Source organism: Hymenobacter sp. (assembly GCF_036388155.1).
GTDB lineage: Bacteria > Bacteroidota > Bacteroidia > Cytophagales > Hymenobacteraceae > Hymenobacter.
This window is the reverse complement of sequence record NZ_DASVSI010000003.1, coordinates 1-24,469: the sequence shown is the minus strand read 5'-3', so window position 1 is coordinate 24,469 and position 24,469 is coordinate 1. Positions and strand designations below refer to the sequence as shown.

Sequence of the window (24,469 nt, the reverse complement as noted above, 5' to 3'; positions counted from 1 at the left end):
ACGGCAGGCAAGCTTGGCCGTGGCCCTGCCTAAACCAGCCGTTGAGAAGCAGATTTTGCTCTTTTGGCGGAAGCGTCACCGCCGGTAATAGCCGCTGGAATCAGGAAGCAGAGGCGGGTCGGGAGTTCTGCAACAGCCACTTTGCGTTAGAGATAAATGCAGATTTGTAATGTGAGTGAATTATAACGCTGACGGGTGCGTAGCAGGATGGAAAAAGATTGGGTGGGAGTCCTCTTTTCATCTATTTCTGTCGCGCATTACGTCAGCGTTGTCACTTAACTCCTCCGTTCTTGCCAGAAGCTCAGCCGCCCGATGACCCTGCTTCCCACGCTGCTGCTCTCCTTGTTTTCGTGGCTGAGTCCGGCCCCAGCCACCGCGCCAGCTGACACGTCGTCGGAGTGGACCAAGCAGGTAGGGGCCAGAACGATGCCCGCCGGTAAAGGCATTTTCGCCGCTGCCACATACGGCGCCGTGGCGGATGGCAAAACCCTCAACACCCTCGCCATCCAAAAAGCTATTGACGCCGCTGCTCAAAAGGGCGGCATCGTCACGCTCGCTCCCGGCCAGTACCTCACGGGCTCGCTGTTTCTGAAAAAAGGCGTCACGCTGCAACTCGACAAAGGCGTGACCCTGCTCGGCAGCCAGGACCTGAAAGATTACCCCGAAATCATGACCCGCGTGGCGGGCATCGAGATGAAGTGGCCCGCCGCCCTCATCAACATCAACGACCAGGACAACGTGGCCATCACCGGCCAGGGCACCATCGACGGGCAGGGCAAGCCCTTCTGGGACAGCTACTGGGCCTTGCGGAAGGACTACGAGCCCAAAGGCCTGCGCTGGATAGTGGACTACGACGCCAAGCGCCCGCGCCTGCTGGTGGCCGCCAACGCCACCAACTTCACCCTGCGTGGCGTGACGCTGCAGCGCTCTGGCTTCTGGACGGTGCACCTGCTGTACTCCAAGAACGTGACCGTGGAGGGCATCACCATCCGCAACAACCTCGGCGGCCATGGGCCCAGTACCGACGGCATCGACATCGACTCGAGCAGCTACGTGCTGGTTCAGAAGTGCGACATCGACTGCAACGACGACAACTTCTGCCTGAAGTCGGGCCGCGACTGGGACGGCCTGCGCGTGAACCGCCCCGCCGAGTACATCCTCATTCAAGACTGCGTGGCTGGGGCCGGAGGCGGGCTCTTCACCTGCGGCAGCGAGACTTCGGGCGGCATCCGGCACGTCATTGCCCGCCGCCTCAAGGCCAACGGCACCCAGGTGGGTATCCGCATCAAGTCGGCCCTCACGCGCGGCGGCACCGTCGAGGACATTCGCGTCGAGGACATTGAAATGGAAAGCGTGGGCACGGCCATTCAAATGACTATGAACTGGAACCCGGCCTACAGCTACTCCACGCTACCGGCCGGCTACACCGCAGAAACCCTGCCGCCCCACTGGAAGGCCATGCTCAGCAAAGTAGAACCCGCCGAAAAAGGCCTCCCGCATTTTAGGAACGTGGTGATTGACAACGTGCGGGTGAAGAGCGCCAAGGTGGCTGTGCAAGCCGAAGGCCAAGTCAACTCGCTGCTCGAAAACATGACGCTAATCAACATTACTATGAACGCCGCCACCGCTGGCAGCATCAAATACGCTACTGGCTGGACGGTGAGGAACCTCAATATCAAGGCTGCAGACCAAGCGCCACTGGCCGTAGAAAGCAGCCCGAACGTCAAATTTTAAATTTAAATGGACCCCAAAGTTGAAGAAGCTGCTCTCTTTGGGGGCAGCTTCTTTTTTGGTCGCCCGCAGCGAAATTCGTTACTAATCCAGGTTCTAAACCCTCAACCACTCGCCGCTATGCTGACGAAAAGAGAAATCGTGTTAGTCGCGCTCACCGTGTTTCTGATGAGCATTCCCCTAGTCATTGTCGCCAGCCAAAACCAGCCCACGACGCTGCCCTCCTCCGTTTTCGAGTGGAAGTCGGTGAAAGTGGAGAAAACTAAAGTGGGCGAGCGTCGGCAGTTTTTCGACACGCCCACCGAGACGCTTAATAACCTCGAAGTGCACGCCACTACGCTCAACCCCGGCGAGTACGCCCACGCCGCCCATCAGCACCCCGACGAGGAAATGTTCATCGTGCAGGAGGGAACCGTGGAAGCCTTGGTGAATGGCGAGCTGAAGCGGGGCGGGCCCGGGTCCGTCGTGTTTCAGGCGCCCAACCGCCAGCACCGCATCCAGAACGTGGGCACCACCCGCGCGCAATACCACGTCATCCGGTGGCGCACCGCCAAAACGGGCGCCGCAAGCGCCAAGCCGTAAAGGCTGGCGGTTCAGCGCGCGTCGTTAATTTCCAGCCAGTGGCCGTCGGGGTCCTGCAGGTAAATCTGCTGCACGCCGTCAGGGCGGAGGGTGCGCTGCTTGGTCTTGCCTTCCAGATTGCTGTAGACCGCACCGGCCTTGTCGAGGTGCGCCAGATAGTCGCTGAACGCAGTCACCCGCAAGCACAGGTGATTGTCCTTGACGTTTGAGGTCGGGCAGCCGTGCTGAATGACGTGCAGCTGCAAACCGCCCCCGAGGCTGAACCAGGCGTGCTGCCCGTCGTTGAACGGATTGGGAATTTCTTCTAGCTGCAGCACCGTGTGGTAAAACGTCTTGCTCCGCGCCAGCTCCTTCACGCACACCGCGGCGTGCTGGAAAGTGGGCGAGGCGCCCGGAGTGGTTTGGCCAAGCGCCGGGCGAGAGCAAGCGAGGCCGCCGAGTAGGGAAAGGAGTAACCAGAACTTCATGGGTGGGAGCTAAACAACTGGGCCACGTCGGTGTGGCCGCCGCCCAAGTTAGTACAGCAGCACTACCAAACTACGCGCGCCGTGCGCGCCAATTACCAGCGACTGCTCGATGTCGGCCGTTTTGGACGGCCCGGCCACAAACTTGCCATAGCCGCCGGTGCTCGGCAACTGCGCGTAGGCCTCGTGCATGGTGGCTACCAGGCGCCGGTGGTCGAGCAGCAGCACCAGGTGCTGGGTGATGGTGGGCAGCGCCCGGTTGAGCATGTTGGCTTCGGGCAGCCAGATGGCCCCATTTTCAGCCACGCCAATTTCGCCCTGCAGCACCGCCAGGTCGATGTCGGCCAGCACGTCGGTGGGCGTTAGGGCGTCGACCGGGACGGTCGAGGGGAACAGGGGAGAAGCCGTGTTCTGCGCGTCAGGAAAAATCTGCTGCAGAGTCGGAATCAGCGCTTCGAGGCCATCAAGCCACACCACCATCCCGCCAATGCTGGATAGCACCGTGGTGAACCGCTCGGCCGTGGCATCGCCGCCGTACACCGGCACGGTGGGCAGCAAGGTTTCAGCCGGCTTGTTGGCTTTGGCGGCGGCTAATATTCGGTCGCGAGAGCTGCTCATGCCGGAACCTGGGGCGTCTGGGGTTGCTGAATGGGCTTCGGCTGCTGGTACCACTCGCGGAAGCTCTGCTTGGGCGCTTCGGGCAGCTCGCGGGCCACGGCCCAGGCGTTGAAAGCGTTGGCGTGCGTGAGGCCGTGGGGCAGCAGGCGTAGGGCTTTGCGCGCAAACTGCCCGCTCATGCCAAACACCCTGGGACTAGCTAGCAGGCGACCCATAAATTTCATGCTCCACTTTTTGGAAGCCGGTATTTCGTTGGCCTCGCCCAGCACCTGCCGCCACTTATAGAGCTGCACGTGGATGTCAATTTTGACCGGGCACACGTCGGTGCACGAGCCGCAGAGCGTGCTGGCAAACGGCAGCGAGCTGTGCTTCTTCATGTCGATGTTGGGCGACAGAATGGCCCCAATGGGGCCGGGCACGGTGAAATCGTAGCTGTGGCCGCCGCTGCGGCGGTACACCGGGCAGGTATTCATGCAGGCTCCGCACCGAATGCACTTGAGCGAGGCGCGGAAATCGGGCCGGCCCAGCTGCTGCGTGCGGCCGTTATCCACAATCACAATGTGCATTTCCCGGCCCGGCGCGGGTTTGGTGAAGTGCGAGGTGTAGGTAGTAACCGGCTGACCGGTGGCGCTGCGGGCCAGCAGGCGCGTGAACACGCCCAGGTCCGTAAGCCGCGGAATCAGCTTTTCGATGCCCATGGCGGCGATGTGCACCGCCGCTAGGTTCACACCCAAATCGGCGTTGCCCTCGTTGGTGCAAATGACGATGCCGCCGGTTTCCGCTACGGCGAAGTTGACGCCTGAAATGGCCACCTGCCCCGCTAGGAACTTGGCCCGCAAGTGTTGGCGCGCCGCTTCGGTGAGGCGCTGGGGGTCACTTTCGCCTTTTTCGGTGCCTAAGTGGGTGTGGAAGGTGTCGCCCACGTCCTCCTTTTTCAGGTGGATGGCCGGCAGCACAATGTGGCTGGGTGCCTCGTCGCGAAACTGAATAATCCGCTCGCCCAGGTCGGTGTCCACCACCTCAATGCCGTGCTTCAGCAAGTGCGGATTGAGGTGGCATTCCTCGGTGAGCATGGACTTGCTTTTTACCACCCGCGTGGCGCCCCGCTGGCGGATGATGTCCAGGATAATGGCGTTGTGCTCGGCGGCGTCGGCCGCCCAGTGCACGTGAACGCCGTTGGCCTTCGCTGCGGCTTCGAACTCTTCTAGATAAAGGTCGAGACGGCTCAGGGTGTGCTCTTTTATCTGGGAGGCCAGCTCCCGCAGCTCCTGAAATTCGGGCACGGCGTACACGGCCTTGTCGCGCTTCTCGCGCACAAACCACAGGGTTTCGTCGTGCCAAGTGGTGCGGTCGGCGTCCAGCAAAAACTTGTCGGCGCGGATGGCGTGGCTCATAGGTGAGTTGTGAGATGGTGAACTAGTGAGCTACAAAACGTAATACAGAAGAGCGTCATGCAGCGCGCAGCGAAGCATCTCGCCTGCCACCACTAATCCTGACGATTGAGTTGCTACCACACGCAAGATGCTTCGCTGCGCGCTGCATGACGGTTTTTTGCACTGTGACTATGCATTCACCATAACTCCGTTTAGAATTTCGGCCGCGTGCATCACTTTGATGGGCAGCTTGGCGCGGCGCACAATGCCTTCGAGGTGCATGAGGCACGACATGTCGCTGCCGGTGAGCACCTGCGTGCCGTTCAGCACGTGGTCGGCCACCCGGTCTTGTCCCATACGGGCCGAAATGGCCGCTTCTGAGATGCAGAACGTGCCGCCAAAACCGCAGCACTCATCGTTGCGATTTAGATTCGTCAACTCAATGCCCTCCAGGGAGGCCAGTAAGCGGCGCAATTGGCCGTCGCGCACCGGCGTCATCTCCGACTCGGTGGCTTGGTGCAGGCCGCGCTGGCCGTGGCAGCTCAGGTGCAGGCCCACTCTGTGCGGAAAGGCCCCGGGCAGCTTCTTCACGTCCAGCACGTTGGTGATGAAGTCAATCAGGTCATAGGCCGCGGCGCGCACGTGCTGCACGTCATCGGTTTGGTCGAGCTTGTCGAAGTGCTTGCGCACGTGGTACACGCAGCTGCCGGAGGGCGCCACCACGTAGTCGTAGTCGCGAAACGTCTCCACGAAATGCTTGTAGATGGGCAGCGCGTCGCGCTCGCAGCCGCTGTTGGCCAGGGGCTGGCCGCAGCAGGTTTGCTGCGGCGGGAAGTGCGCCGTCACGCCCAGCTTTTCGAGCAATTGCAGCGTCGCCACGCCCACCTGCGGGTAGAACTGGTCGATGTAGCACGGGACGAATAAGGCAACTTTCATTCTTGTTTTTTAGCGTATTCGGGTAGCATGTGATGGCAGTAGGGCTTGTAGCGTGGACTCTGCGAGTCCGCGCATCGCAAGAACGTTCGCCCCGGCGCGGACTCGCAGAGTCCACGCTACAAGCCGTCAGCTCTCCTCAGAAAAGGAGGCCGTAGTAGGCTTCTGCCTGCAGCTTAACTAGCCCTATTCTGCGCGGCTACCAAGGGCAGGTCGGCTTCGTCGGTAAAGAGGGGCTGGGTTTTCTTCAGGGCCTCGCCTTGCTCTAGGTGCACCAGGGCGCCCAGGGCGGTGGCTTGCGGCACCTCCAGCGTCCGGATTTCTGCTTTAGGAAAGTTCCAGCTCAGCGTTTGCATGAAGAGCGGGTTACGAGCAAAACCGCCGTCGACGAAGATGGTTTTTTCGCCCTGCCACACCAGATGAATGGACTCGAGCAGGATGGCAATGAGCCCGTGCATGAGGTGCTGGTAAGCATCCGAAGCGGTGCGGAAGCCCGACAGGTCCCACTCGCCGGCCGGCTGGTCGGGGAAGGGGCCGGTGCCGGCCATGCAGCCGGGGCGGAAGCTGGTGGACGTTTCATCATAGGGCCGGGCCAGCACGATGGAGCGATAAAAATCCGGCTTCACGTGGAAGTGCGCGGCGATGCGCTCCACTTGAAAGTCGTGCTCGCGGCCCAGGAACACGCGGGCGGCGCGGGTAGCTTCGCCGCGTGGCGTCATGAAGCTGAGGCAGTCCCGGCGCAGAAGCTCCGGCGTCAGGGGCTGGCTGTTGAATGGGTTGATGGTGACCGACCATGTGCCGGTGGAAACCAGCACGAAGGGCTCGTCGTGCTCGGCCAGGTAAGGCATCACGGCCGAGGTGCTGTCGTGCAGGCCCACGCCCACCATAATACCGTCCACCACCGAGGCAATGGAGTCGCGCGTCAGCGGCGCCAGCTTCTCGTCGATGCCCTCGCGGCGCACCCACTCGTGGTACTCGCCGCGCTTGTAGTCCCACAGGTTAGTATGGCAGCCCACGGAGGTGTAGTCGCTGAACTTCTCGCCCGAAATCAGGTAGGAGAGGTAGTTGGGCAGGTGCAGCGAGGTGTGCACCTTTGCGTACTGCTCGGGCTTGGCGTATTTCAGCCAGTACAGCTGCAGGCCGGAATTCAGCATTCCCAGCTGGGGCGAGCAAGTATCGGCCGCAAATTCCTCTTTCGACTGGCCCAACTGGGCGTAGAACTGCGCCTCGATTTCGGCCGGAATCGGCTTGAGGTAGTTGTAGAGCGGCAGCACGGGCTCGCCGTCGGCCCCGAGGTGCACAAAGCTGGCGCCGTAGGCCGTGAAATTCACGCCTTTCACGCTGTAGTGCGGGTGGTTGCGCAGCTGCCGCCAGTGGGCCAGCACCCACTCCGTAAGGCGGGGCAGGTGGTCGCACACGAAGCCGTCGTCGTCCAGCACGTCGGTGCACACGTGCAGCTCTTCGTCAATAATCTGCTGGTCCTCGTCGAAAAGAATCAGCTTTTTGTTGGTCTTGCCGATGTCGAAAACGGCGTACACCGACTTTTTCATGGTCTTTTTCATAGCCCGGTCGATACGCTGTGCTTGCCGCGCTGGCGGATGAGTTGCTCGCGCACGCCCTCGGCGCGGTAAGCCGCGAGGGGTTTCAGGGCGCCGCCGCTCTGCCGGTAGGCTTCCGACACCAGGGGCCGCACGTCGGTGAGGAAGGCGTCGCGCAGGATTTCCTCGGCGCGCACCACGTCGTTGGCTTCCTGGGCCTCGTTGAGGGCGTCGCGGTCCACGAGCAGGGCTTTGGCGTAGGACGAGAGGATGTTCTCTACCGACTGCAGCAGGTCCTCCAGCGGGTCTTTCACGTTGTGGCTGGCGTCAATCATGTAGGCCACAGCCTCGGCGGGCACCGATTGGTCCACGGCCGCGTCCACCAGCTCGTTGAAAATGAGGAACAGCTGGTAGGGCTTGATGCTGCCGGTGGTCAGGTCATCGTCGCCGTACATCGAGCCGTTGAAGTGGAAGCCTCCCAAGCGGCCGAACTGACGCAAGCGGCCCACAATCTGCTCGATGTTGGTGTTGGGCAGGTGGTGGCCCAGGTCGACCAGCACTTGCGCGTTCTGGCCAATGGCCTGGCACAGCGCCAGCGAGGTGCCCCAGTCCGGAATCACCATCGAGTAGAAGTTGGGCTCGTAGGGCTTGTACTCCACCAGCATGGTCCAGTCGCTGGGCATGGCTTCATAAATGGCCGCCAAGGACTCCTGGGTGCGCAAAAAGGCGCGGCGCAGGTGCGACTGGCCAGGAAAATTGGAGCCGTCGGCCAGCCACACGGTCAGCGTTTTGGCGTCGAGGTCGCGGCCGTGGCGCACGCAGTCGATGTTGTGCTGAATGGCCTGCTCGCGCACGGCCTTTTCGGTGTGGCTAAGCGAGCCGAATTTGTAGGACTGCGGCTGGTCTTTCTGGTCCTGGAAGGTGTTAGAATTGACGGAATCAATCACCAAGCCCTGCTCTTTCAACAGCTGCTTCAGGCCGGGAATGTCCTGTGGAATATCCCAGGGAATGTGCAGCGAAATGGAGTTGGAAGAGCGGTTTAGCGCTTGCAAAATGCCCACGTCGCTGATTTTTTGCTCCAGCGTGCTCGGCTCGCCGCCCAGGGCGAAGCGGCCGAAGCGGGTGCCGCCTGTGCCCAGGGCCCAGCTCGGAATGGCGACCTGGAAATCAATCAGTTTTTGCACCACTGCTTGCACGTCCACTTGGCGCAGGCGCGGCGATTCGGCCAGGTGCTGGAATTGCGTTTGGTGCTCGGCCAGCAGGGGCTGGTTGAGTTCGGCGAGTCGTTGGTCAGAGAACATGCGCGATGCGGTGGGATAGTGAATAAAATCCGGTGTCGGTTGGGTTAAACAAATTACCCGTTTCGCGTCGCCGGAACTGTTCTGGGCTCTCCTGTTTGCGCGGAAAAGTTTGAATACCCTTTGGCTCTACTCCACGATAGAACGGGCCTGATAAACTGTAGCGCGGACTTTTAGTCCGCGAGTCAACCTTGTAGAAACAGAGACTTCGCGGACTAAAAGTCCGCGCTACAGTTCGCACCGATGGACGTTATGTTTTACAGCGACCCGCGCCGAATGGTGTAAAACGGGTTCTTCACTTTCACCCGTTTCTTCTCCAATAACAGGGTGGCGGCGGTGCGGCCCATGGCCTCAAAGTCGGTGGTAATCACCGTCATGTTGAGCAACTCTTTCAGGGGCGTTTCGTTGAAGGAAATGATGCCCACTTCGCGGCCCAGCAGGTAACTGGTTTGGCGGATTTTCTTCACCAACTCCACCAGGTCGGTTTCGCGAATTACCACGTAGGCCGTGCCGGGTATGATGACCTCGTTCATGGCGTTTTCCACCACCGAAAATTCCTTGTTGCGCATCAGGCAGAAGGAGCGGAAACCCCACGGCAATTCTTCCGGGTGGTTGGCGTCGGAGGGCAGCACCAGCACCAGGCGGGTGTATTTTTCCAGCAGGTCCTCGGCGTTTTCGAGGGCGCCGAAAATGTCTTTGTCAAAATCCTGGAACACGCGCAGGCAGTCGTGCGTGAGCTCGGGAATGTCCTTGTCCAGCAGCACCAATTCCTGGCTGGGAATGGTATTGAGGATGGCGCGCGACAACGTCTTGTCGGTGTCGAGCGTGAAGTGCGGCATCACCACGTAGTAGTTGTACTTGCCGAGGTTCTTCTCGATGATTTCCTGAAACAGATTCACGTTGTAGTGGTGAATCTGCAAGTCCACGGTGGCGCGGTCGCCGAGGGTTTCGAGGAAAGCGTAGTAGATGATTTTTTTGTAGGAGCTGAGCTTGTTAAAGACCAGCAGAATTTTCAGCTTCGAGGTGTCGCTGGCTTCCACGTAGTAGCCCTTGCCCTGCACTGAGGTGATGAAGCCGCGCTCGCGCAACTCGCGGTAGGCCTTTTCCACGGTATCGCGGGCCAAGTAGTGCTCCACGCTCAACTCGCTGATGCTGGGCAGGTGGTCACCGTTTTTCAGCACACCGCGCTCAATATCCATAATCACCGACTGCACAATCTGCTTGTACTTCGGGGTTTTGTCAAGAGGCTTTAGTTGGAGTTGGTACATCCCAGAGGGTGGTGGGGAATCTGAATGCGTTGGGTGTCAGGGGGTGCTAGAAAGCGGGCCTGACGCAACGACGCATAAGAAAAGGGGAGAGGCGTCACCCTCAAATGTAGCCATTTTGGCCATGCGAAAGCTACTCTCAAACGGCAAAAAAGAAACGTCATGCTGAGCGGAGTCGAAGCATCTCGCCTGCTCCGGCTGTCATCCTGAGCGCAGCGAAGGACCTTATCTAGCTAGAACCATCCGTTCAGCTGTGAGAAGTTGTTTCGCTACGCTCAACATGACAATCGGAGCGGCAGAGATGCTTCGACTGCGCTCAGCATGACGTTCTACTTGTCAGTGCTGCCAGCCGCAACGGCTTAGCGCACAAACGCCATGGCCACGCCACCGTCCACGTTGAGCACGTTGCCGGTGCTCTTGCTCAAGGACCCGTCCACGAACACGCGCACGGCCTTGGCAATGTCTTCGGAGAGCAGCTCTTCGCCCAGCAGCGTGCGCTTGGCGTAGTGGGCCGGCAGCTCTTCCACCGAGATGCCGTAGGCTTTGGCCCGGCCGGCGGCCCAGTCGCCTTCCCAGATTTTGGAGCCGCGGAGCACGGCGTCGGGGTTCACGGTGTTGACGCGGATTTTGTCGGGGCCGAGCTCGGCGGCCAGCAGGCGGCTCATGTGCAGCTGGGCGGCTTTGGCGGTGCCGTAGGCCACGTTGTTGGGGCCGGCCACGAGGCCGTTTTTGCTGGCGATGTTCACGATGTCGCCGCCCAGGGCTTGCTGGCGCAGGATGCCCACGGCGGCCTGGCTCACCAGAAACTGGCCCTTTACGAGCACGTCGTTCAGAATGTCCCAGTCGGCTTGGGTGGTGTCGGCCAGCGGCTTGCTGATGCTTAGGCCGGCGCAGTTTACCACGATGTCGACGCCGCCAAACTGCAGGATGCCGGCGCGCAGCGACTCGGCGATGCTCTCGGCGCTGGTTACTTCGATGGGCGCGGTGATGGTGCTGTCCTTGCCGAATTGCTTGCGCAGGTCGGCCTGGGTTTCTTCCAGGCGGTCGCGGTCCACGGCCACCACGCAGGCGCCGAATTTCAGCAGCTCTTCGCAAATGGCTTTACCGATGCCGCCGGTGCCGCCGGTCACATAGGCTACCTTGCCCGAAAGGGCTTTGGGCGGGGCCATGCGCTGCAGCTTGGCTTCTTCCAGCAGCCAATACTCAATGTTGAAGGCTTCTTGCTCGGGCAGGCCCTGGTAGGTGCTCACCGCCTCGGCGCCCTTCATCACGTTGATGGCGTTGGTGTAGAACTCGGCGGCCACGCGGGCCGTCTGCTTGTCTTTGGCGAAGGCGAACATGCCCACGCCGGGCCACAGGATGATGACCGGGTTGGGGTCGCGGATGGCGGGCGAGTTGGCGTGCTTGCTGCGCTCGTAGTAAGCCGCGTAGTCCTTGCGGTAAGCCTCAAACTGGCCTTCCAGGTAGGTTTTCACGCTGGCCGCGTCGCCTTGCATGGTGTCGGCGTCGAGCACCAGCGGGCGGATTTTGGTGCGCAGGAAGTGGTCGGGGCAGGAGGTGCCTTTCTGGGCGAGGCGCAGCAGGTCGTTCGAGTTCACGAACTCCAGCACGCGCGCATCGTCGGTGTAGTGGCCCAGCATGCGGCGGTGGCTGCTGGCCAGGCCGCGCAGCACGGGCATGACGGCGGCGGCCTGCTGGCGGCGCTGCGCGGCGTCGAGGGTTTGCTCACGCTTCACACCGCCGAATACCGGCGCTTTTTTGGCGTAGTTGGCCTCCAGGTAGGTGGCGGCCTGCTCAATCACCTCCAGGGTGTTGATGTAAGAATCGTAGGACGTGTCGCCCCAGGTGAACAGGCCGTGGCCGCCGAGGATGACGCCGCGCAGGCCGGGGTTGTCGGCCACAATTTTCTCCAGCTGCAGGCCCAGGTCGAAGCCCGGCTTCTGCCACGGGAGCCAGCCCATGGTGTCGCCCCAGATTTCGTGCATGATTTGCTCACCGTCTTTGCTGGCCGCGATGGCAATCAGGGCGTCGGGGTGCAGGTGGTCGATGTGCTTGAAGGGGAGCAGGCCGTGCAGCGGCGTGTCGATGCTGGGCGTGGCGCACTTGGGGTCGAACAAGCAGTACTCGAACAAGCCCACCATTTCGTCCTCAAATTCCAGGCCGCGGTAGCGGTGCTTGAGCTGGTGCAGCTTCTCCACGTAGAGGTTGGCGCAGCCGGCTTTGGTGAGCGTGCCAATGTCGCCGCCCGAGCCCTTCACCCACATCACCTCGGCGGCTTCGCCGGTCACGGGGTTGGTTTCGGTGATTTTGCAGCTGGTGTTGCCGCCGGCGTAGTTGGTCAGGCGCAGGTCGGCGCCCAAGAGGTTCGAACGGTAGAGGAACAGGGCCACTTCGTCGCCGGCCAATTCGGCGGCTTTCGTTTCGTCCCAGAGGTAACTCACGTGCTGGAAAGTGAGGGTTTTTTCCATGATAGGTCTTCGGTTTCGTTAACCAGAAATCGGAATAGAGTTGCTTTGTTGCAAAGGTGCCGGGATAGGGCGGGGGCAACCTCCTGCACTCTCCTGCCTGGATGCAAAAAATGTTGTCGCTGGGGCTGGGTCCCCAACCACACGGCCGCCAGGGCCTTCGCCAAGAAAGGTAAGCTGAACTTAGCAAGCCAGTTGGCCTGAAGCAGGGCTTCAAACGATTGAGTGAAGTAGGCACCTGTCCTAGCTTCATCAGCCGGCGCTTCGGGGCTGCTTTCCTTCGATTAGCACAAACGTTTGCTAGGGACTGGTGCCGTCATCTTTGGCGTTATTTGGTGGTCAGGAGAGCACAGGAGGGTTTGCGTAGGGCAAGCCGGCAGCTTTGTTGAAAATCGTACTACTATGGCTGTAATCTGGGGAGTTATCCTTCATGCGCTGGGCGGCTTTGCTTCCGGCAGTTTTTACTTGCCTTACAAGAAGGTGAACGGCTGGTCGTGGGAAAGCTACTGGCTGGTGGGCGGCCTGTTTTCGTGGCTGGTGGTGCCGTTCGTGCTGGGCTACCTTACCGTGCCCAACCTGTTCCAGGTGCTGCAGCAAACCGATAGCAGCACGCTGTTCTGGGTGTATTTCTGGGGCATCATGTGGGGCTTCGGGGGCCTGACGTTCGGGCTGGCCATGCGCTACCTGGGTTTGTCGCTGGGCATGGCCGTGATTATGGGGCTGTGCGCGCTGTTCGGCACGCTTGTGCCGCCCATTTACGAAGGCACTATGGGCCACTTGGCCAGTACCTTGTCGGGGCAGGTGACCATGCTGGGGCTACTGGTGTGCCTGGTGGGCATCCTGATTTGCAGCCGGGCCGGCGTGATGAAGGAAAAGTCGCTTTCGGCGGAGCAAAAGGGCGAGTCCATTGCCGAGTACAACCTGCGCCGCGGGCTGCTGGTGGCCGTGTTCTCGGGCATCATGAGCTCCTGCTTTGCCTTCGGGCTGGCGGCGGGGCAGAAAATCGCCGCCCTGGCGGTAGAGCAAGGTGCCAACCCGCTCTTCCAGAACAACGCCATTCTGGTCGTTATTCTGCTGGGAGGGCTCACCACCAACGTGGTGTGGTGCCTCTACCTCAACATCAAAAACAAGACTTATACCGACTACCTGAACCCCTCGTACCCGGCCCTGCGCAACATCATTTTCTGCGCGCTGGCGGGCACCACGTGGTATTTCCAGTTCTTCTTCTACGGCATGGGCGACACCCAGCTGGGCACCTACCGCTTCTCGGGCTGGACGCTGCACATGGCCTTCATTATTGCCTTTAGCAGCATGTGGGGCCTAATGCTGCACGAGTGGCGCGGCGCCAACCGGGCCACCATGCGCACGGTGTCGTTGGGCATTCTGACGGTGGTGCTGTCCACCATCATCGTGGGCTATGGCAACTACCTGGGCGACCCCGCCCGCACCGAAGCCAATACTTCCGCCACCGCAACCACTCAGGGCGAAGAATAAGCGCCGCCTTTTCAATAAAAAGCCGAAGCCCGGCCTCGTTCATCACGAGGCCGGGCTTTTTGCTGCCCCGACGGCTCGGCAGTTGACGAGGGATGAATAAGAAAATAGTACTGGTTTGTGATAATTCAGGAGAGCACAGGTGAGTCTACGCAAACGATTTCAATAGTTTTATCACCAGCAATTCGGTTCCCACCCGCGCTGTATTGCTGGCACCTGTCCGTCCCACAACATCCAACAAACTTCACAACATCATGCAAAAATTTTATGGCTTGATTCGGCAGCTTAGCGCCGTGGCGTGGCTGCTGCTGCTGGCACCCACGGCCATGGCCCAGGCCGTGACCGGCAAAATAACTTCCGCCGAGGGGCCCTTGCCCGGCGTGACGGTGCTGCTCAAGGGCACCACCGACGGTACGGCCACCGGCGTCGACGGCGGGTACACCATTAACGTGCCCAACCGCCAGGGCACGCTGGTGTTCTCGTTTGTGGGCTTTGCCACCCAGGAAGTATCCATCGACGGCCGCTCCGAAGTTTCGGTGGTGATGAGCGCCGACGCCAAGGCCCTGGGCGAAGTAGTGGTGGTGGGCTACGGCGAGCAGAAAAAGAGCGACGTCACCGGCGCGCTCTCGTCCGTGTCGGAAGGCCAGATTCAGCAGGTAACGACCCAAAACCTGACGCAGGCCCTGCAAGGCCGAGCGGCCGGCGTGGACGTGGCCGGGTCCAACTTCCGCCCCGGTGAAGTGCCTGCCATCCGCATTCGGGGTAACCGCTCGGTGCGCGCTTCCAACGAGCCGCTGTACGTGGTGGACGGCATTCCGCTGGCGCAGGGCTCGGGTCTGAACGACTTTAATCCGCAGGACATTCAGTCGGTGGAAATATTGAAAGACGCTTCGGCCACCGCCATTTACGGCTCGCGCGGGGCCAATGGCGTGGTCATTGTGACCACCAAGCGCGGGCAAACCGGCAAGTTCAGCCTCAACTACAACACCTACGTGAGCGCCGACCGAGCCTCGCGCACCTACGACCTCTACAGCGGCGCCGAGTTCCTGGAGTTGCAGCGCGAGGCCAACCGCACCGCCGGGGCGTATTTGCCGCTCTACGCCGACCCAGCCCGGGATTTTACCTTGTTCGGCAAGGACCCTGTGGCCTGGGAAAACATCGCCAACGCCTACGAGTGGGTTGACCGCGCTGCCCGCGTGCCGGCCACCCGGCCCACCACCGCCGAAGAGCGCGCCCGCTACGGCGCCAACGTGACCCAAATTCCCATTTATGACCCGAGCAAAATTGCCACCACCGACTGGCAAGACTTGGCGCTGCGCACGGCGTTTACCCAAAACCACCAGCTAAGCGCCAGCGGCGGTACCGACAAAGTGCGGGCTTCGATGTCGGTGGGCTACCTCAACCAAGAGGGCATTCAGCCGGGCCAGGACTTCTCGCGGTACAACGCCCGCGTGACCCTGGACTACAACGTGAACAGCATCGTGACCCTGGGGGCGTCGACCAACGCCAGCTTATCCATTCAGAACTACGGGCCCGACGTGTTTGGCCGCGCCGCGGGCCAGCTGCCCTACGCCACGCCCTACGCCCCAGACGGCACGTTCATCAACAACCCCGGCGGCGACGTGCTGATTTTCAACCCACTGCGCGAAGTGGACAATGCGTTTAACGAGCGCCGCGCCACCCGCTTCTTTGGCAGTCTGTACGCCGAGGTGAAGCTGCCCATCGAGGGCCTGCGCTACCGCCTCAACGTGGGGCCCGACTTCCGCAACAACCGCACGGGGCAGTTTCAGTCGGCGCGGGCCATTGCCCGGGACGCCGGCGGCCCCAACTCGGTGAGCTTTGCACAGTATGACCAGGGCCAGAACTTCACCTACGTGGTGGAAAACCTGTTGTTCTACAACAAGCAGCTAAACGAGAACCACAGCATTGGCTTGACGGCGCTGCAAAGCGTGCAGCAGGAGCGCAACGAAAGCTCGTCGGTGAGCGCGCTCAATCTGCCCTACGACAGCCAGAAATGGTACAACCTGGGCTCTACCTACCGTGCCGCCGCCAATACGTTCGGCTCGGGCTTCTCCCAGCGGAGTCTGATGTCGTGGATGGGCCGCGTGAACTATAGCTTCAAGGACCGGTACGTGCTCACGGCCACCGGCCGCGCCGACGGCGCCTCGGTGCTGGCCCCCGGCAACAAGTGGAGCTTCTTCCCTTCGGTGGCCGTGGCTTGGAAACTGCAGCAGGAACCCTTCCTGCAGAGCGTGACGGCCGTGAACGAGCTGAAGCTGCGCGGCGGCTACGGCACCGTGGGCCAGGCGTCGGTGGACCCCTACACCACCGGCGGCACCCTGCAGCAGTCGAACTACGCCTGGAACGAAATCCCTGCTTACGGCTACTCGCCCACGCCCGGCACCCTGCCCGGCACCCTGGGCGGCCTCGTGAACCCTGACTTGAAGTGGGAGCGCACGTCCACCATCAACCTGGGCCTGGACTTTGGCATATTCAAAAACCGCGTGAGCGGCTCGGTGGAAGTGTACCGCGCCAACACCACCGACCTGCTGCTGCCCCGGGCCTTGCCGGCCGTGAGCGGGGTGGTCAACATCCTCCAAAACATCGGCGAAACCCGCAACCAGGGCGTGGAAGTGAGCCTGACGACGGTGAACATCGAAACCGCGTCGAACTTCCGCTGGACCACGGACTTCGTGTACACCCGCAACAAAGAAGAATTCGTGAAGCTGGCCTCGGGCGCGCAGGACGACATCGGCAACCGCTGGTTTATTGGGCAGCCGCTGGGCGTGTACTACAGCTACCGCAACCTGGGCATTTGGCAAACGGAAGAGGCCGACGCGGCCAAAGCTCTTCAGGCCGTGCCCGGCGACATCAAAGTGCAGAACACCAACGGCGACGACCGCATCAACGCCGACGACTACGTGGTGCTGGGCTCGAACCGGCCGAAGTGGTCGGGCAGCGTCAACAACACTTTCTCCTACAAGGGCTTCGACCTCTCGTTTCTGGTGTACGCCCGCATTGGGCAGCTGGCGGCCTCGGGCTTCCGGCCCGGCCTGGGCGGCCGCTACCCCGGCCAGCAGGTGAACTACTGGACGCCCACCAACCCGAGCAACGAGTACCCCCGCCCCGACACCCGGCAGGACCAGGCCAAGAACAGCGAAGGCTACACGTTTCAGAAGGGCGACTTCGTGCGGGTGCGCAACATCTCGCTCACCTACACCATCCCGCAGAGCATCAGCCAGAAGGTGTACGCCAACAACCTGGCCGTGTACGTGAATGCCGTGAACCCCTTCTTGTTCACCAAGTTCAAGGGCCTCGACCCCGAAGCCAGCGACATTGGCACCTCGTCGGGCGAGTTGGTGCAGGCCCGCAACCTGGGCACCAAGAGCTTGGTGGTGGGCCTGCGCTTGGGTTTCTAATTACAGATTTTACACGTCTAACGACATGACTATAAACCGCATCATTCGCAATACCGGCCTGGTGGCGCTGCTGGGCCTCGGGCTGGGCCTGGGCTCTTGCAAAGACTACCTGGAAGAAGAACAGGTGTCGACCCTGACCAACGAGTACTTCAAGACCGAACAGGGCATGGAAGACCTGGTGAAAGCCAGCTACGAGCAGACCCGCTACAAATTTGCCCTGGAGCATTCCTACGGCATGTTCAACTTCGGCGTGGACGAGCTGACGCACGCCGACCAGGTGAACGCCATTTTCTGGAACATCTACGACAGCCGCCTTAACTCCACGGACAGCTTCGTGGACGGGGTGTGGACCGCTGACTACGACGGCATCAACCGCTGCAACATCGGTATTGCGGCCCTGCCCGGCATCCAGGGCACCACCACGCTGCGCACCGACGCCCAAAAGGCCCAGCGCCTGGGCGAGCTGCGCTTCCTGCGCGCTTACTACTACTTCCAACTGGTGCAGCAGTTCGGCGCCATTCCGCTGGTGCTGCAGCCCTCGGAGGGCGTGCGACTGGAGTACACCCGCGCCCCCGTGCCGGACGTGTACCGCGTCATCATTTCCGACTTGCGCTACGCCGTCGACAACCTAGCGCCCACCACCACCGAGTTTGGCCGGGCCACCAAAGGCGCCGCGCAGCACTATTTGGCCAAGGTGTACCTCACCCGCGGCAGCGCCGTTGCGGACCAGCGCGGCCAGAAAGCCACCGACATCGACAGCGCCGCTTTTTACGCCGACCAGGTCATTGCCTCGCCCAACTACGCCCTGGCCGCCAACTACGCCGACTTGTTCGACATCTCCAGCTACGCCAACAGCGTGGCGGCCCAAACCAACAAGGAGGTCATCTTCTCGGCGCAGTTCAACAACGTGGTGGCCTTGTCGGGCCGATTCGGCAACCGGGTGCACTCGTACTTCACTATGCAGTATGAGAACGAGCCCGGCATGATTCGCGACGTGCTCAACGACCGGGCCTTCCGGCGCGTGATGCCCACCAACTACGCCATGGACATCTTCGACCGCCGCAACGATTCGCGGTTTTACAAGATGATGAAGACCACCTGGATAGCCAACTGGGCCCCGACCCTGCCCAAGTGGACCGCCGCCGACGCCCCCACGCCCGCGCAAGTGGGCCAGAACAAGTTTGCGGTGGGCGACACGGCGCTCTACATCATCGTGAACACGCCCCAAAACCCCGTGCCCCAGGCCCAGCTCACGCGGTCGCGCTACAAGATTTACGCGCGCTACGTGCGCAATGCCGCCGGCGCGGTGGTGCCCGGCTACAGCCCCACCGGCGACATCAGCCTGCGCAACAAGTTTCCGCAGCTGGTGAAGTACCTCGACCCCTTTCGTCCCAGCGCGGCCGAAGAGGCCGGCACCAAAGACGGGCTGCTGGCTCGCCTGGGCGAAACCTACCTCATTGGAGCCGAAGCGTACGGCCGCAAGGGCAATTACACCAAGGCCCTGGAATACGTGAACAAGCTGCGCGCCCGCGCCGCCTACAAGCAGGGCGAGGTGAAACCCACCGTGAACTACCGCACCGAAGGCGGCACCCGCGGCGACGTCAGCAGCACGTACCCGGCCCTCACGGCCACGCTTGCCAACTTCACCGCCAACGACCCCAAGGAGATGTACCCGCCCGGCGTGACGTCCACCGCCGACCGGTTCATTCACTTCATCCTGAACGAGCGCACCCGCGAGCTGCTGGGCGAGCTGCACCGCTGGGAAGACCTGGCCCGCACCGAAACCCTGCTGCTACGCGCGCCCTACTTCAACCCCGACGCTGCCGGCGTGGGCCAGTCGAACGCGGGCATCAAGGACTTCCACAAGCTGCGCCCCATCCCGCAAACGCACCTGGAGCGCATATTCCGCGATGGCCAGCCGCTCACCAACGAGCAGCGGAAGCAAGAGCAAAACCCTGGTTACTAAGCACGGGGTCCGCGGGTACCTTGTATTGGCGGGGCTTTCCTCAGGAATTCGAAAAGGAGTGCGCCGTCGCTGGCGCACTCCTTTTCGCTTGTGGATGAGTGACCATATTTACTTTCCTTTCAAATGAGAATTCGGACCTCATTGCCGGACTTGCAAGTAGCTGGCATACTGAGCTTGCTGCTGGCATTGCTGGTAGCGGCTCACGCCACTGCCGCCCCAAGTCAGCAGCGCTACGTCGTGACGGCCTACGGGGCCAAAGGCGACGGCCAAACCCTGAACACGCCTGCCATCCAAGCCGCCATTAATGCCTGCGCAGCGGCGAAGGGCGGCACCGTGGTGGTGCCCGCCGGCGTGTTTGTGAGCGGGGCGCTTTTCCTGAAACCGGGCGTGAGCTTGCTGGTCGAGAAAGATGGCCAGCTGAAAGGCTCCACGAATCCCGACGACTACCCGCAGATAAATACCCGGTGGGAAGGAGTGGAGCGCGAATTCACCGCCGCTTTCATCAACGCCGACAACCTGCGCAACTTCAGCATTTCCGGCCCGGGCACCATCGACGGTTCCGGCGACGAATGGGTGCGCCAGGCCCGGCTGCAGCGTGAGAGCGGCACCGTGGAAACCGGCCCCCGGCGCGGACGCCCGCGCCTGCTCGGCATCCAAAACTGCCAGAACGTGCGCGTGGAGGGCTTGCGCCTGCACAACCAAGCCGTGTGGGGCCTGCACCTTCTGTACTGTCGCAACGTGACCGTGGCCAACCTCACCATCACCGCCGACCACAACATCCCCAGCTCCGACGGCATCGATGTGGATTCCAGCGAGAAAGTGCGCATTGTGGGCTGCACCATCGACGTGAACGACGACTGCATTTCCATCAAGTCGGGCAAAGACGCCGACGGCCTGCGCGTGAACCGGCCCTCCGAAAACATTCTCATTGAGAAGTGCCACTTCGCCTACGGGCACGGCGGCGTGGCCATGGGCAGCGAAACCTCGGGCGGCATTCGGCGCGTGGTGGTTCGCAACTGCCTGGTTGATTCCGAAAACTGGGCGCCCATTCGGTTCAAGTCGCAGCCCAGCCGCGGCGGCGTGGTGGAGCGCATCACCTACCGCAACATCCACGTCAGCGGCACGCGCAAGGCGGTGGAGTTCAACCTAGCCTGGCGCATGGTGCCGCCGCTGGCCCCGCCTGCCGCCGTGCTGCCGGTGGTGCGCCGCGTGCGCCTCATCCACGTGTGGGGCACGGCCACCGCAGTGGGCGACTTCCACGGCCTGCCCGACAGCCCCATCATCGACGTCAAATTTCGCCGCTGCACCATCGAAGCCCAGCGCGGCCTGCTACTGGAGCACACCAGCGACGTGGACGTGTCGGGCCTGCGCCTCATGGTGAAGGAAGGCGCGAAATAGTGTGTAGCGCGGACTTTTAGTCCGCGCATGAACGACGCCTCAATCAAGGTCACTCGCGGACTAAAAGTCCCTCCGGGTACGACCACGCTACATTTTGCCAGGACGGTGCAGGAGGCTCTTGGCTGAAGCAAGCCGTTCCTTAGATGCCTCAGCGCTACGGTTAAACCTGCGCTAATTCCCGCTCACGCCGTTCGCTCTTTCCGATGAAACAACTTGCCGTTTTGGCCCTGCTATGGTGCTTTGGGTGTTCAATACCCGCTTCCGCCCAGGCTCCCGCCGCCCGTCCCGCGCCGCTGCCGGGCACGGTCATTATCCCGGCGTCGGATTTCATTCAGGAGATTCCCAAAGGCAACATCATTGCTGATGCGGGTAACCTAAAAGCGCCGTGGATTTTTAACAATACGGCTTTGGTGTTGAAATCGAAAACCAACCTGATGACCCGCGTGCAAGTGCCGGAAGCGGGCACGTACACGCTATATGTGCGCAGCCAAGGCGGCGAGAAAAACACCTCGTTCAAAGTCGCCATCAACGACAAGGTGACGGCCGAGAACTTCGGCCGCGGCGCCCTGAGCTGGCAGAGCGGTGGCACGTTTGAGCTGCCCGCCGGCCCGGCCAACATCAAGCTGACGCGCATCGAAGTGGGGCCGGCGGTGGACGTGCTGGTGCTGAGCAAAAACATTAATTTGAAGGAAGAAGACATCAGGCCCTACCAGCTGCCGGAAGACGTGCAGCTGCTGAGGCAGTACAATATTCCGCAGTCGAACGCCGTGAAGTTTGGCGATGTAACCGGCGACGGCAAAACTGACTTTATGGTGCTGGAGCCGGACTTTTCGGCCCACGTGTTCGACAACGCCGGCAAGGAATTGTGGAGCTACAAAGCGCCTACCGAATACGTGAAGGAACGGTCGGAATTTGAGGCACCGGGCGTGGTGTGGGACTTCGACCGCAACGGCCGCGCCGAGGTGGCGCACTGGCGCTTCCTCGACGGCAAGGAGTGGCTGGTGGTGGCCGATGGCCGTACCGGGAAAGTGCTGCGCAAAACGGCCTGGCCCACCCAGCCGCTGCCGCACGTGTACAACAACTTCCGGCTAGCCATCGCCCGGCTGCACCCCGGCCCGCCCAACGACCTGGTGGTGTACACCGACATGGGCGGCACCCAACACATTAACGCGTACACCGCCGACCTCAAGTCCCTGTGGCAGCACACCGAGCGCCGCAAAAAGGACAACCTCGGCCACTACATCTACCCCGTCGATTTCAACGGCGACGGCCTCGACGAAGTGCTGGTGGGCTCGCTGCTGCTCGACACCAAGGGCCAGGAAATCTGGAACCGCTTCGACCTGCTGCCCGACAACCACGACCACGCCGACAGCTACAAATTCATCGACATGAACGGCGACGGCAAGCTCGACATCGCCACTGCCAACAGCGAAACCGGCGTGTTCATCTACGAGGCGATGACCGGCAAAATCATCTGGCAAAACACCGCCGAGCACAGCCAGCAGCTGGCCGTGGGTAACTTTCTGAAAAACGTGGCTGGCCCGCAAGTGGTAGTAGGTGGCCGCACCTACGGCCTGCGCGGCGCCGACGAGCCCGGCCTGTCCAGCCAGCTCTACTGGTTCGACAACACCGGCAACCTAGTGAAAAAATGGCCCGGCAACCCCATCAACGGCAACCCCGATTTCGTGCGCGGCAACTGGCGCGGCGACGGCTCCACGGAGTTGTTTTGGCACAAATTCCGCCTCAACGACGCCGGCACCGGCGAGCTGTATTTCCCCGACCCCGTCTTCCACATGTTCGATTTCATGGGCCAGGGCGCCGAGGAAGTCATCACCCTCAACCAGGGCCGCCTGAGCGTTTTTGGTAGCCGCCGCGCTACCCACAGCGGCAAAGATTTGAAGAAGAACCTGGACTACCTGCGCAATTCGGTGGTCAATCATACGCATTACTAAGAAGTCGTTTGAGCCGGCTAAAAAGAGCCGAGCCGCGGTAGAGACGCAACATCTTGCGTCTCGTTGTTGAACGACGATGCGGCGAACGACTGCCAAGCGGCGAACGATAGCCAGACAGCGCGAACAACGAGACGCAAGATGTTGCGTCTCTACCGCAGCGAAGACCGTCTGAAAATAACTCAAAAAGCTTCTAAGCTGTGTAGACAGTGAGCCGAAAAAACGTCATGCTTCGACTCCGCAGACGCCAGATGAGCAGGACGGCCTAGAAAGCATTCGAGCATCATTTTAGTTATTACCCACAGCCCCTTGATGAAAGCTCTGCGTTTTGCCGTTTTAGTGGGCCTGTTGCTGCTGCAAGCGGCGGCTGGCCAGGGCCAACCCACGGCGCCGCGCCCCTGGGGCGAGTGGACCACCTGGGGCGACCAGGGCCAGGGCACCTACCAGAACCCCGTGCTGCCCGCCGACTACAGCGACGTGGACTGCATACGGGTGGGGGAGGACTACTACGCCATTTCCAGCACGTTTCAGTTTTCGCCGGGCATGGTGGTGCTGCACTCCCGCGATTTGGTGAACTGGACCATCCAAGGCCACGTGATAAGCGACCTGACCCAAATTGGCCCCGAGCTGAGCTGGAACCGCATGAACCGCACCGGCAAGGGCGTGTGGGCCGGCGCCATTCGCCACCACGACGGGAAGTTTTGGGTGTACTTCGGCACGCCCGACGAAGGCTATTTTATGAGCACGGCGCCCACCGCGGCCGGCCCCTGGACTGCCCTGCACCCGGTGCTGAAAGCGGCCGGGTGGGACGACTGCTGCCCTTTCTGGGACGAGGACGGCCAGGGCTATTTGGTGGGCACCAACTTCCGCGACGGCTACAAAATCCACCTGTTCAGGCTCACCGCCGACGGCCGCGACCTGGTGCCGGAATCGGACCGGGTGATTTACCAATCGAAGGGCAGCGAGGCCAGCAAGCTCTACAAAATCAACGGCTACTACTGCCACCTCTTCAGCGAAGTAAAGCCCGAAGGCCGGGCCCTGATGATGGAGCGCGCCCGCCACATCTACGGGCCCTACGAGCCGGCCCGGCAGCTCAGCCACGCCGAAAAAGCGAACCACGAACCCAACCAGGGCGGCCTGGTGCAAACCCCGCAGGGCGACTGGTACTTCCTCACGCACCACGGCAGCGGCGGCGACTGGTCGGGCCGCATCCTCAGCCTGCTGCCCGTCACGTGGCAGGACGGCTACCCCATCCTGGGCGCCGTGGGCCCCGACGGCATCGGCACCATGGCCTGGGCCGGCAAAAAGCCCTTGCCGAACGCGCCGGTCGTTACTCCGCAAACCAGCGACGACTTTACCGCTGCTACGTTGGGCCCGCAGTGGGAGTGGAACTACCAGCCGCGCCCCGGAAAATGGTCCCTCACCGAGAAGCGCGGCCACCTGCGCCTGCACGCCTTCCCGCCCCTGGAACCCGACAACCTGCTGAAAGCCGGCAACACGCTCACGCAGCGCTCCATGCGCACCCGCGCCAACGAAGCCGTGGTGCGCATCGACCTGCGCGGAATGGCCGATGGCCAGCAGGCGGGCTTGTGCCATTTCGGCTCTCCGAAATATGCCTCCCTGGGCGTGGTGAGCCGCGGCTCGGCGCGCATCCTTGAGTTTAGCACGGGCCAGGATACCACGCCGGGACCGGTGCTCAAGGGCAAAAGTCTGTGGCTGAAATCGACCTGGGGCCTAGACGGCAAAAGCCAGTATTCGTACAGCCTGAATGGCAAAACCTACACGCCTTTCGGCACACCCTACCAACTGGTGTGGGGCGCCTACCGCGGCGACCGAATTGGCCTCTACAGCTACAACAACAAAGCGGAAGCCGGCTACGTGGACGTGGATTTTTTTCACTACGAGCACAGCGGGCCGAGCCAGTAGGGCGGACTTGCAGAGTCCGCCCAACTGGCTCGGCCCGCTCCAATTTCCGAAGG

General features: G+C 61.7%; 16 protein-coding genes. 8 read left to right on the top strand and 8 right to left on the bottom strand.

The genetic code is table 11. The features are described 5' to 3' along the window. Positions 1-312: 312 nt before the first annotated feature. Both VF629_RS00485 and VF629_RS00480 read left to right on the top strand, forming a co-directional pair. On the top strand, positions 313-1,734 hold the full coding sequence (locus tag VF629_RS00485; protein ID WP_331056477.1) for a glycoside hydrolase family 28 protein: 1,422 nt from the start codon (positions 313-315) through the stop codon (positions 1,732-1,734). A gap of 117 nt (positions 1,735-1,851) precedes the next feature. After that, positions 1,852-2,313 (top strand): cupin domain-containing protein, encoded by a 462-nt coding sequence (locus VF629_RS00480; RefSeq protein ID WP_331056476.1) that lies wholly within the window; start codon positions 1,852-1,854, stop codon positions 2,311-2,313. An 11-nt stretch (positions 2,314-2,324) separates the two neighbouring features. Here the strand turns inward: VF629_RS00480 and VF629_RS00475 are convergent, their stop codons facing one another. The 8 genes from VF629_RS00475 to VF629_RS00440 all read right to left on the bottom strand — a co-directional run bounded on the left by VF629_RS00475 (position 2,325) and on the right by VF629_RS00440 (position 12,270). Continuing rightward, entirely contained in the window at positions 2,325-2,780 is a 456-nt protein-coding gene (locus tag VF629_RS00475) for a VOC family protein (protein ID WP_331056475.1), read from the bottom strand. A gap of 48 nt (positions 2,781-2,828) precedes the next feature. Next, positions 2,829-3,395, bottom strand: coding sequence for a LutC/YkgG family protein (locus VF629_RS00470; RefSeq protein ID WP_331056474.1), 567 nt, complete (start codon positions 3,393-3,395; stop codon positions 2,829-2,831). After that, on the bottom strand, positions 3,392-4,789 hold the full coding sequence (locus VF629_RS00465) for a lactate utilization protein B (protein WP_331056473.1): 1,398 nt from the start codon (positions 4,787-4,789) through the stop codon (positions 3,392-3,394). The genes VF629_RS00470 and VF629_RS00465 overlap by 4 nt, the downstream gene beginning before the upstream one ends. A 168-nt stretch (positions 4,790-4,957) precedes the next feature. Continuing rightward, a complete protein-coding gene (locus VF629_RS00460; protein WP_331056472.1) occupies positions 4,958-5,704 on the bottom strand; it encodes a (Fe-S)-binding protein in 747 nt (248 codons plus the stop codon). 173 nt (positions 5,705-5,877) lie between these two features. After that, positions 5,878-7,263, bottom strand: a complete 1,386-nt coding sequence (locus VF629_RS00455; protein WP_331056471.1) for an FGGY-family carbohydrate kinase — start codon at positions 7,261-7,263, stop codon at positions 5,878-5,880. Further along, a complete protein-coding gene (locus VF629_RS00450; protein ID WP_331056470.1) occupies positions 7,260-8,540 on the bottom strand; it encodes a TIM barrel protein in 1,281 nt (426 codons plus the stop codon). The genes VF629_RS00455 and VF629_RS00450 overlap by 4 nt, the downstream gene beginning before the upstream one ends. A 254-nt stretch (positions 8,541-8,794) precedes the next feature. After that, a complete protein-coding gene (locus tag VF629_RS00445; RefSeq protein ID WP_331056469.1) occupies positions 8,795-9,805 on the bottom strand; it encodes a GntR family transcriptional regulator in 1,011 nt (336 codons plus the stop codon). A gap of 356 nt (positions 9,806-10,161) precedes the next feature. After that, a complete protein-coding gene (locus tag VF629_RS00440) occupies positions 10,162-12,270 on the bottom strand; it encodes a bifunctional aldolase/short-chain dehydrogenase (RefSeq protein ID WP_331056468.1) in 2,109 nt (702 codons plus the stop codon). Positions 12,271-12,669: 399 nt separating this feature from the next. Here VF629_RS00440 and rhaT point away from each other — a divergent pair, with 399 nt between their 5' ends. The 6 genes from rhaT (at position 12,670) to VF629_RS00410 (ending at position 24,416) form a co-directional block, all read left to right on the top strand. Then, the gene (rhaT, locus tag VF629_RS00435) at positions 12,670-13,761 is read left to right on the top strand and encodes an L-rhamnose/proton symporter RhaT (RefSeq protein WP_331056467.1); all 1,092 of its coding nucleotides are present in this window, start codon (positions 12,670-12,672) and stop codon (positions 13,759-13,761) included. A 251-nt stretch (positions 13,762-14,012) separates the two neighbouring features. Beyond that, positions 14,013-17,177: a TonB-dependent receptor gene (locus VF629_RS00430; protein WP_331056466.1), complete on the top strand. Its 3,165-nt coding sequence runs from the start codon at positions 14,013-14,015 to the stop codon at positions 17,175-17,177. A gap of 25 nt (positions 17,178-17,202) precedes the next feature. Then, positions 17,203-19,143, top strand: a complete 1,941-nt coding sequence (locus VF629_RS00425) for a RagB/SusD family nutrient uptake outer membrane protein (protein WP_331056465.1) — start codon at positions 17,203-17,205, stop codon at positions 19,141-19,143. A gap of 123 nt (positions 19,144-19,266) precedes the next feature. Further along, complete coding sequence (locus VF629_RS00420) at positions 19,267-20,541, top strand: glycoside hydrolase family 28 protein (protein ID WP_331056464.1); 1,275 nt, start codon at positions 19,267-19,269, stop codon at positions 20,539-20,541. Between the two features lie 203 nt (positions 20,542-20,744). Next, the gene (locus VF629_RS00415; protein ID WP_331056463.1) at positions 20,745-22,493 is read left to right on the top strand and encodes a hypothetical protein; all 1,749 of its coding nucleotides are present in this window, start codon (positions 20,745-20,747) and stop codon (positions 22,491-22,493) included. 309 nt (positions 22,494-22,802) lie between these two features. Next, positions 22,803-24,416, top strand: coding sequence for a glycoside hydrolase 43 family protein (locus VF629_RS00410; protein WP_331056462.1), 1,614 nt, complete (start codon positions 22,803-22,805; stop codon positions 24,414-24,416). Positions 24,417-24,469: the final 53 nt, after the last annotated feature.

Coding starts and splice junctions, on each gene's coding strand:
- VF629_RS00485 (WP_331056477.1), top strand. CDS start 313: ATGACCCTGCTTCCCACGCTGCTGCTCTCCTTGTTTTCGTGGCTGAGT.
- VF629_RS00480 (WP_331056476.1), top strand. CDS start 1,852: ATGCTGACGAAAAGAGAAATCGTGTTAGTCGCGCTCACCGTGTTTCTG.
- VF629_RS00475 (WP_331056475.1), bottom strand. CDS start 2,780: ATGAAGTTCTGGTTACTCCTTTCCCTACTCGGCGGCCTCGCTTGCTCT.
- VF629_RS00470 (WP_331056474.1), bottom strand. CDS start 3,395: ATGAGCAGCTCTCGCGACCGAATATTAGCCGCCGCCAAAGCCAACAAG.
- VF629_RS00465 (WP_331056473.1), bottom strand. CDS start 4,789: ATGAGCCACGCCATCCGCGCCGACAAGTTTTTGCTGGACGCCGACCGC.
- VF629_RS00460 (WP_331056472.1), bottom strand. CDS start 5,704: ATGAAAGTTGCCTTATTCGTCCCGTGCTACATCGACCAGTTCTACCCG.
- VF629_RS00455 (WP_331056471.1), bottom strand. CDS start 7,263: ATGAAAAAGACCATGAAAAAGTCGGTGTACGCCGTTTTCGACATCGGC.
- VF629_RS00450 (WP_331056470.1), bottom strand. CDS start 8,540: ATGTTCTCTGACCAACGACTCGCCGAACTCAACCAGCCCCTGCTGGCC.
- VF629_RS00445 (WP_331056469.1), bottom strand. CDS start 9,805: ATGTACCAACTCCAACTAAAGCCTCTTGACAAAACCCCGAAGTACAAG.
- VF629_RS00440 (WP_331056468.1), bottom strand. CDS start 12,270: ATGGAAAAAACCCTCACTTTCCAGCACGTGAGTTACCTCTGGGACGAA.
- rhaT (WP_331056467.1), top strand. CDS start 12,670: ATGGCTGTAATCTGGGGAGTTATCCTTCATGCGCTGGGCGGCTTTGCT.
- VF629_RS00430 (WP_331056466.1), top strand. CDS start 14,013: ATGCAAAAATTTTATGGCTTGATTCGGCAGCTTAGCGCCGTGGCGTGG.
- VF629_RS00425 (WP_331056465.1), top strand. CDS start 17,203: ATGACTATAAACCGCATCATTCGCAATACCGGCCTGGTGGCGCTGCTG.
- VF629_RS00420 (WP_331056464.1), top strand. CDS start 19,267: ATGAGAATTCGGACCTCATTGCCGGACTTGCAAGTAGCTGGCATACTG.
- VF629_RS00415 (WP_331056463.1), top strand. CDS start 20,745: ATGAAACAACTTGCCGTTTTGGCCCTGCTATGGTGCTTTGGGTGTTCA.
- VF629_RS00410 (WP_331056462.1), top strand. CDS start 22,803: ATGAAAGCTCTGCGTTTTGCCGTTTTAGTGGGCCTGTTGCTGCTGCAA.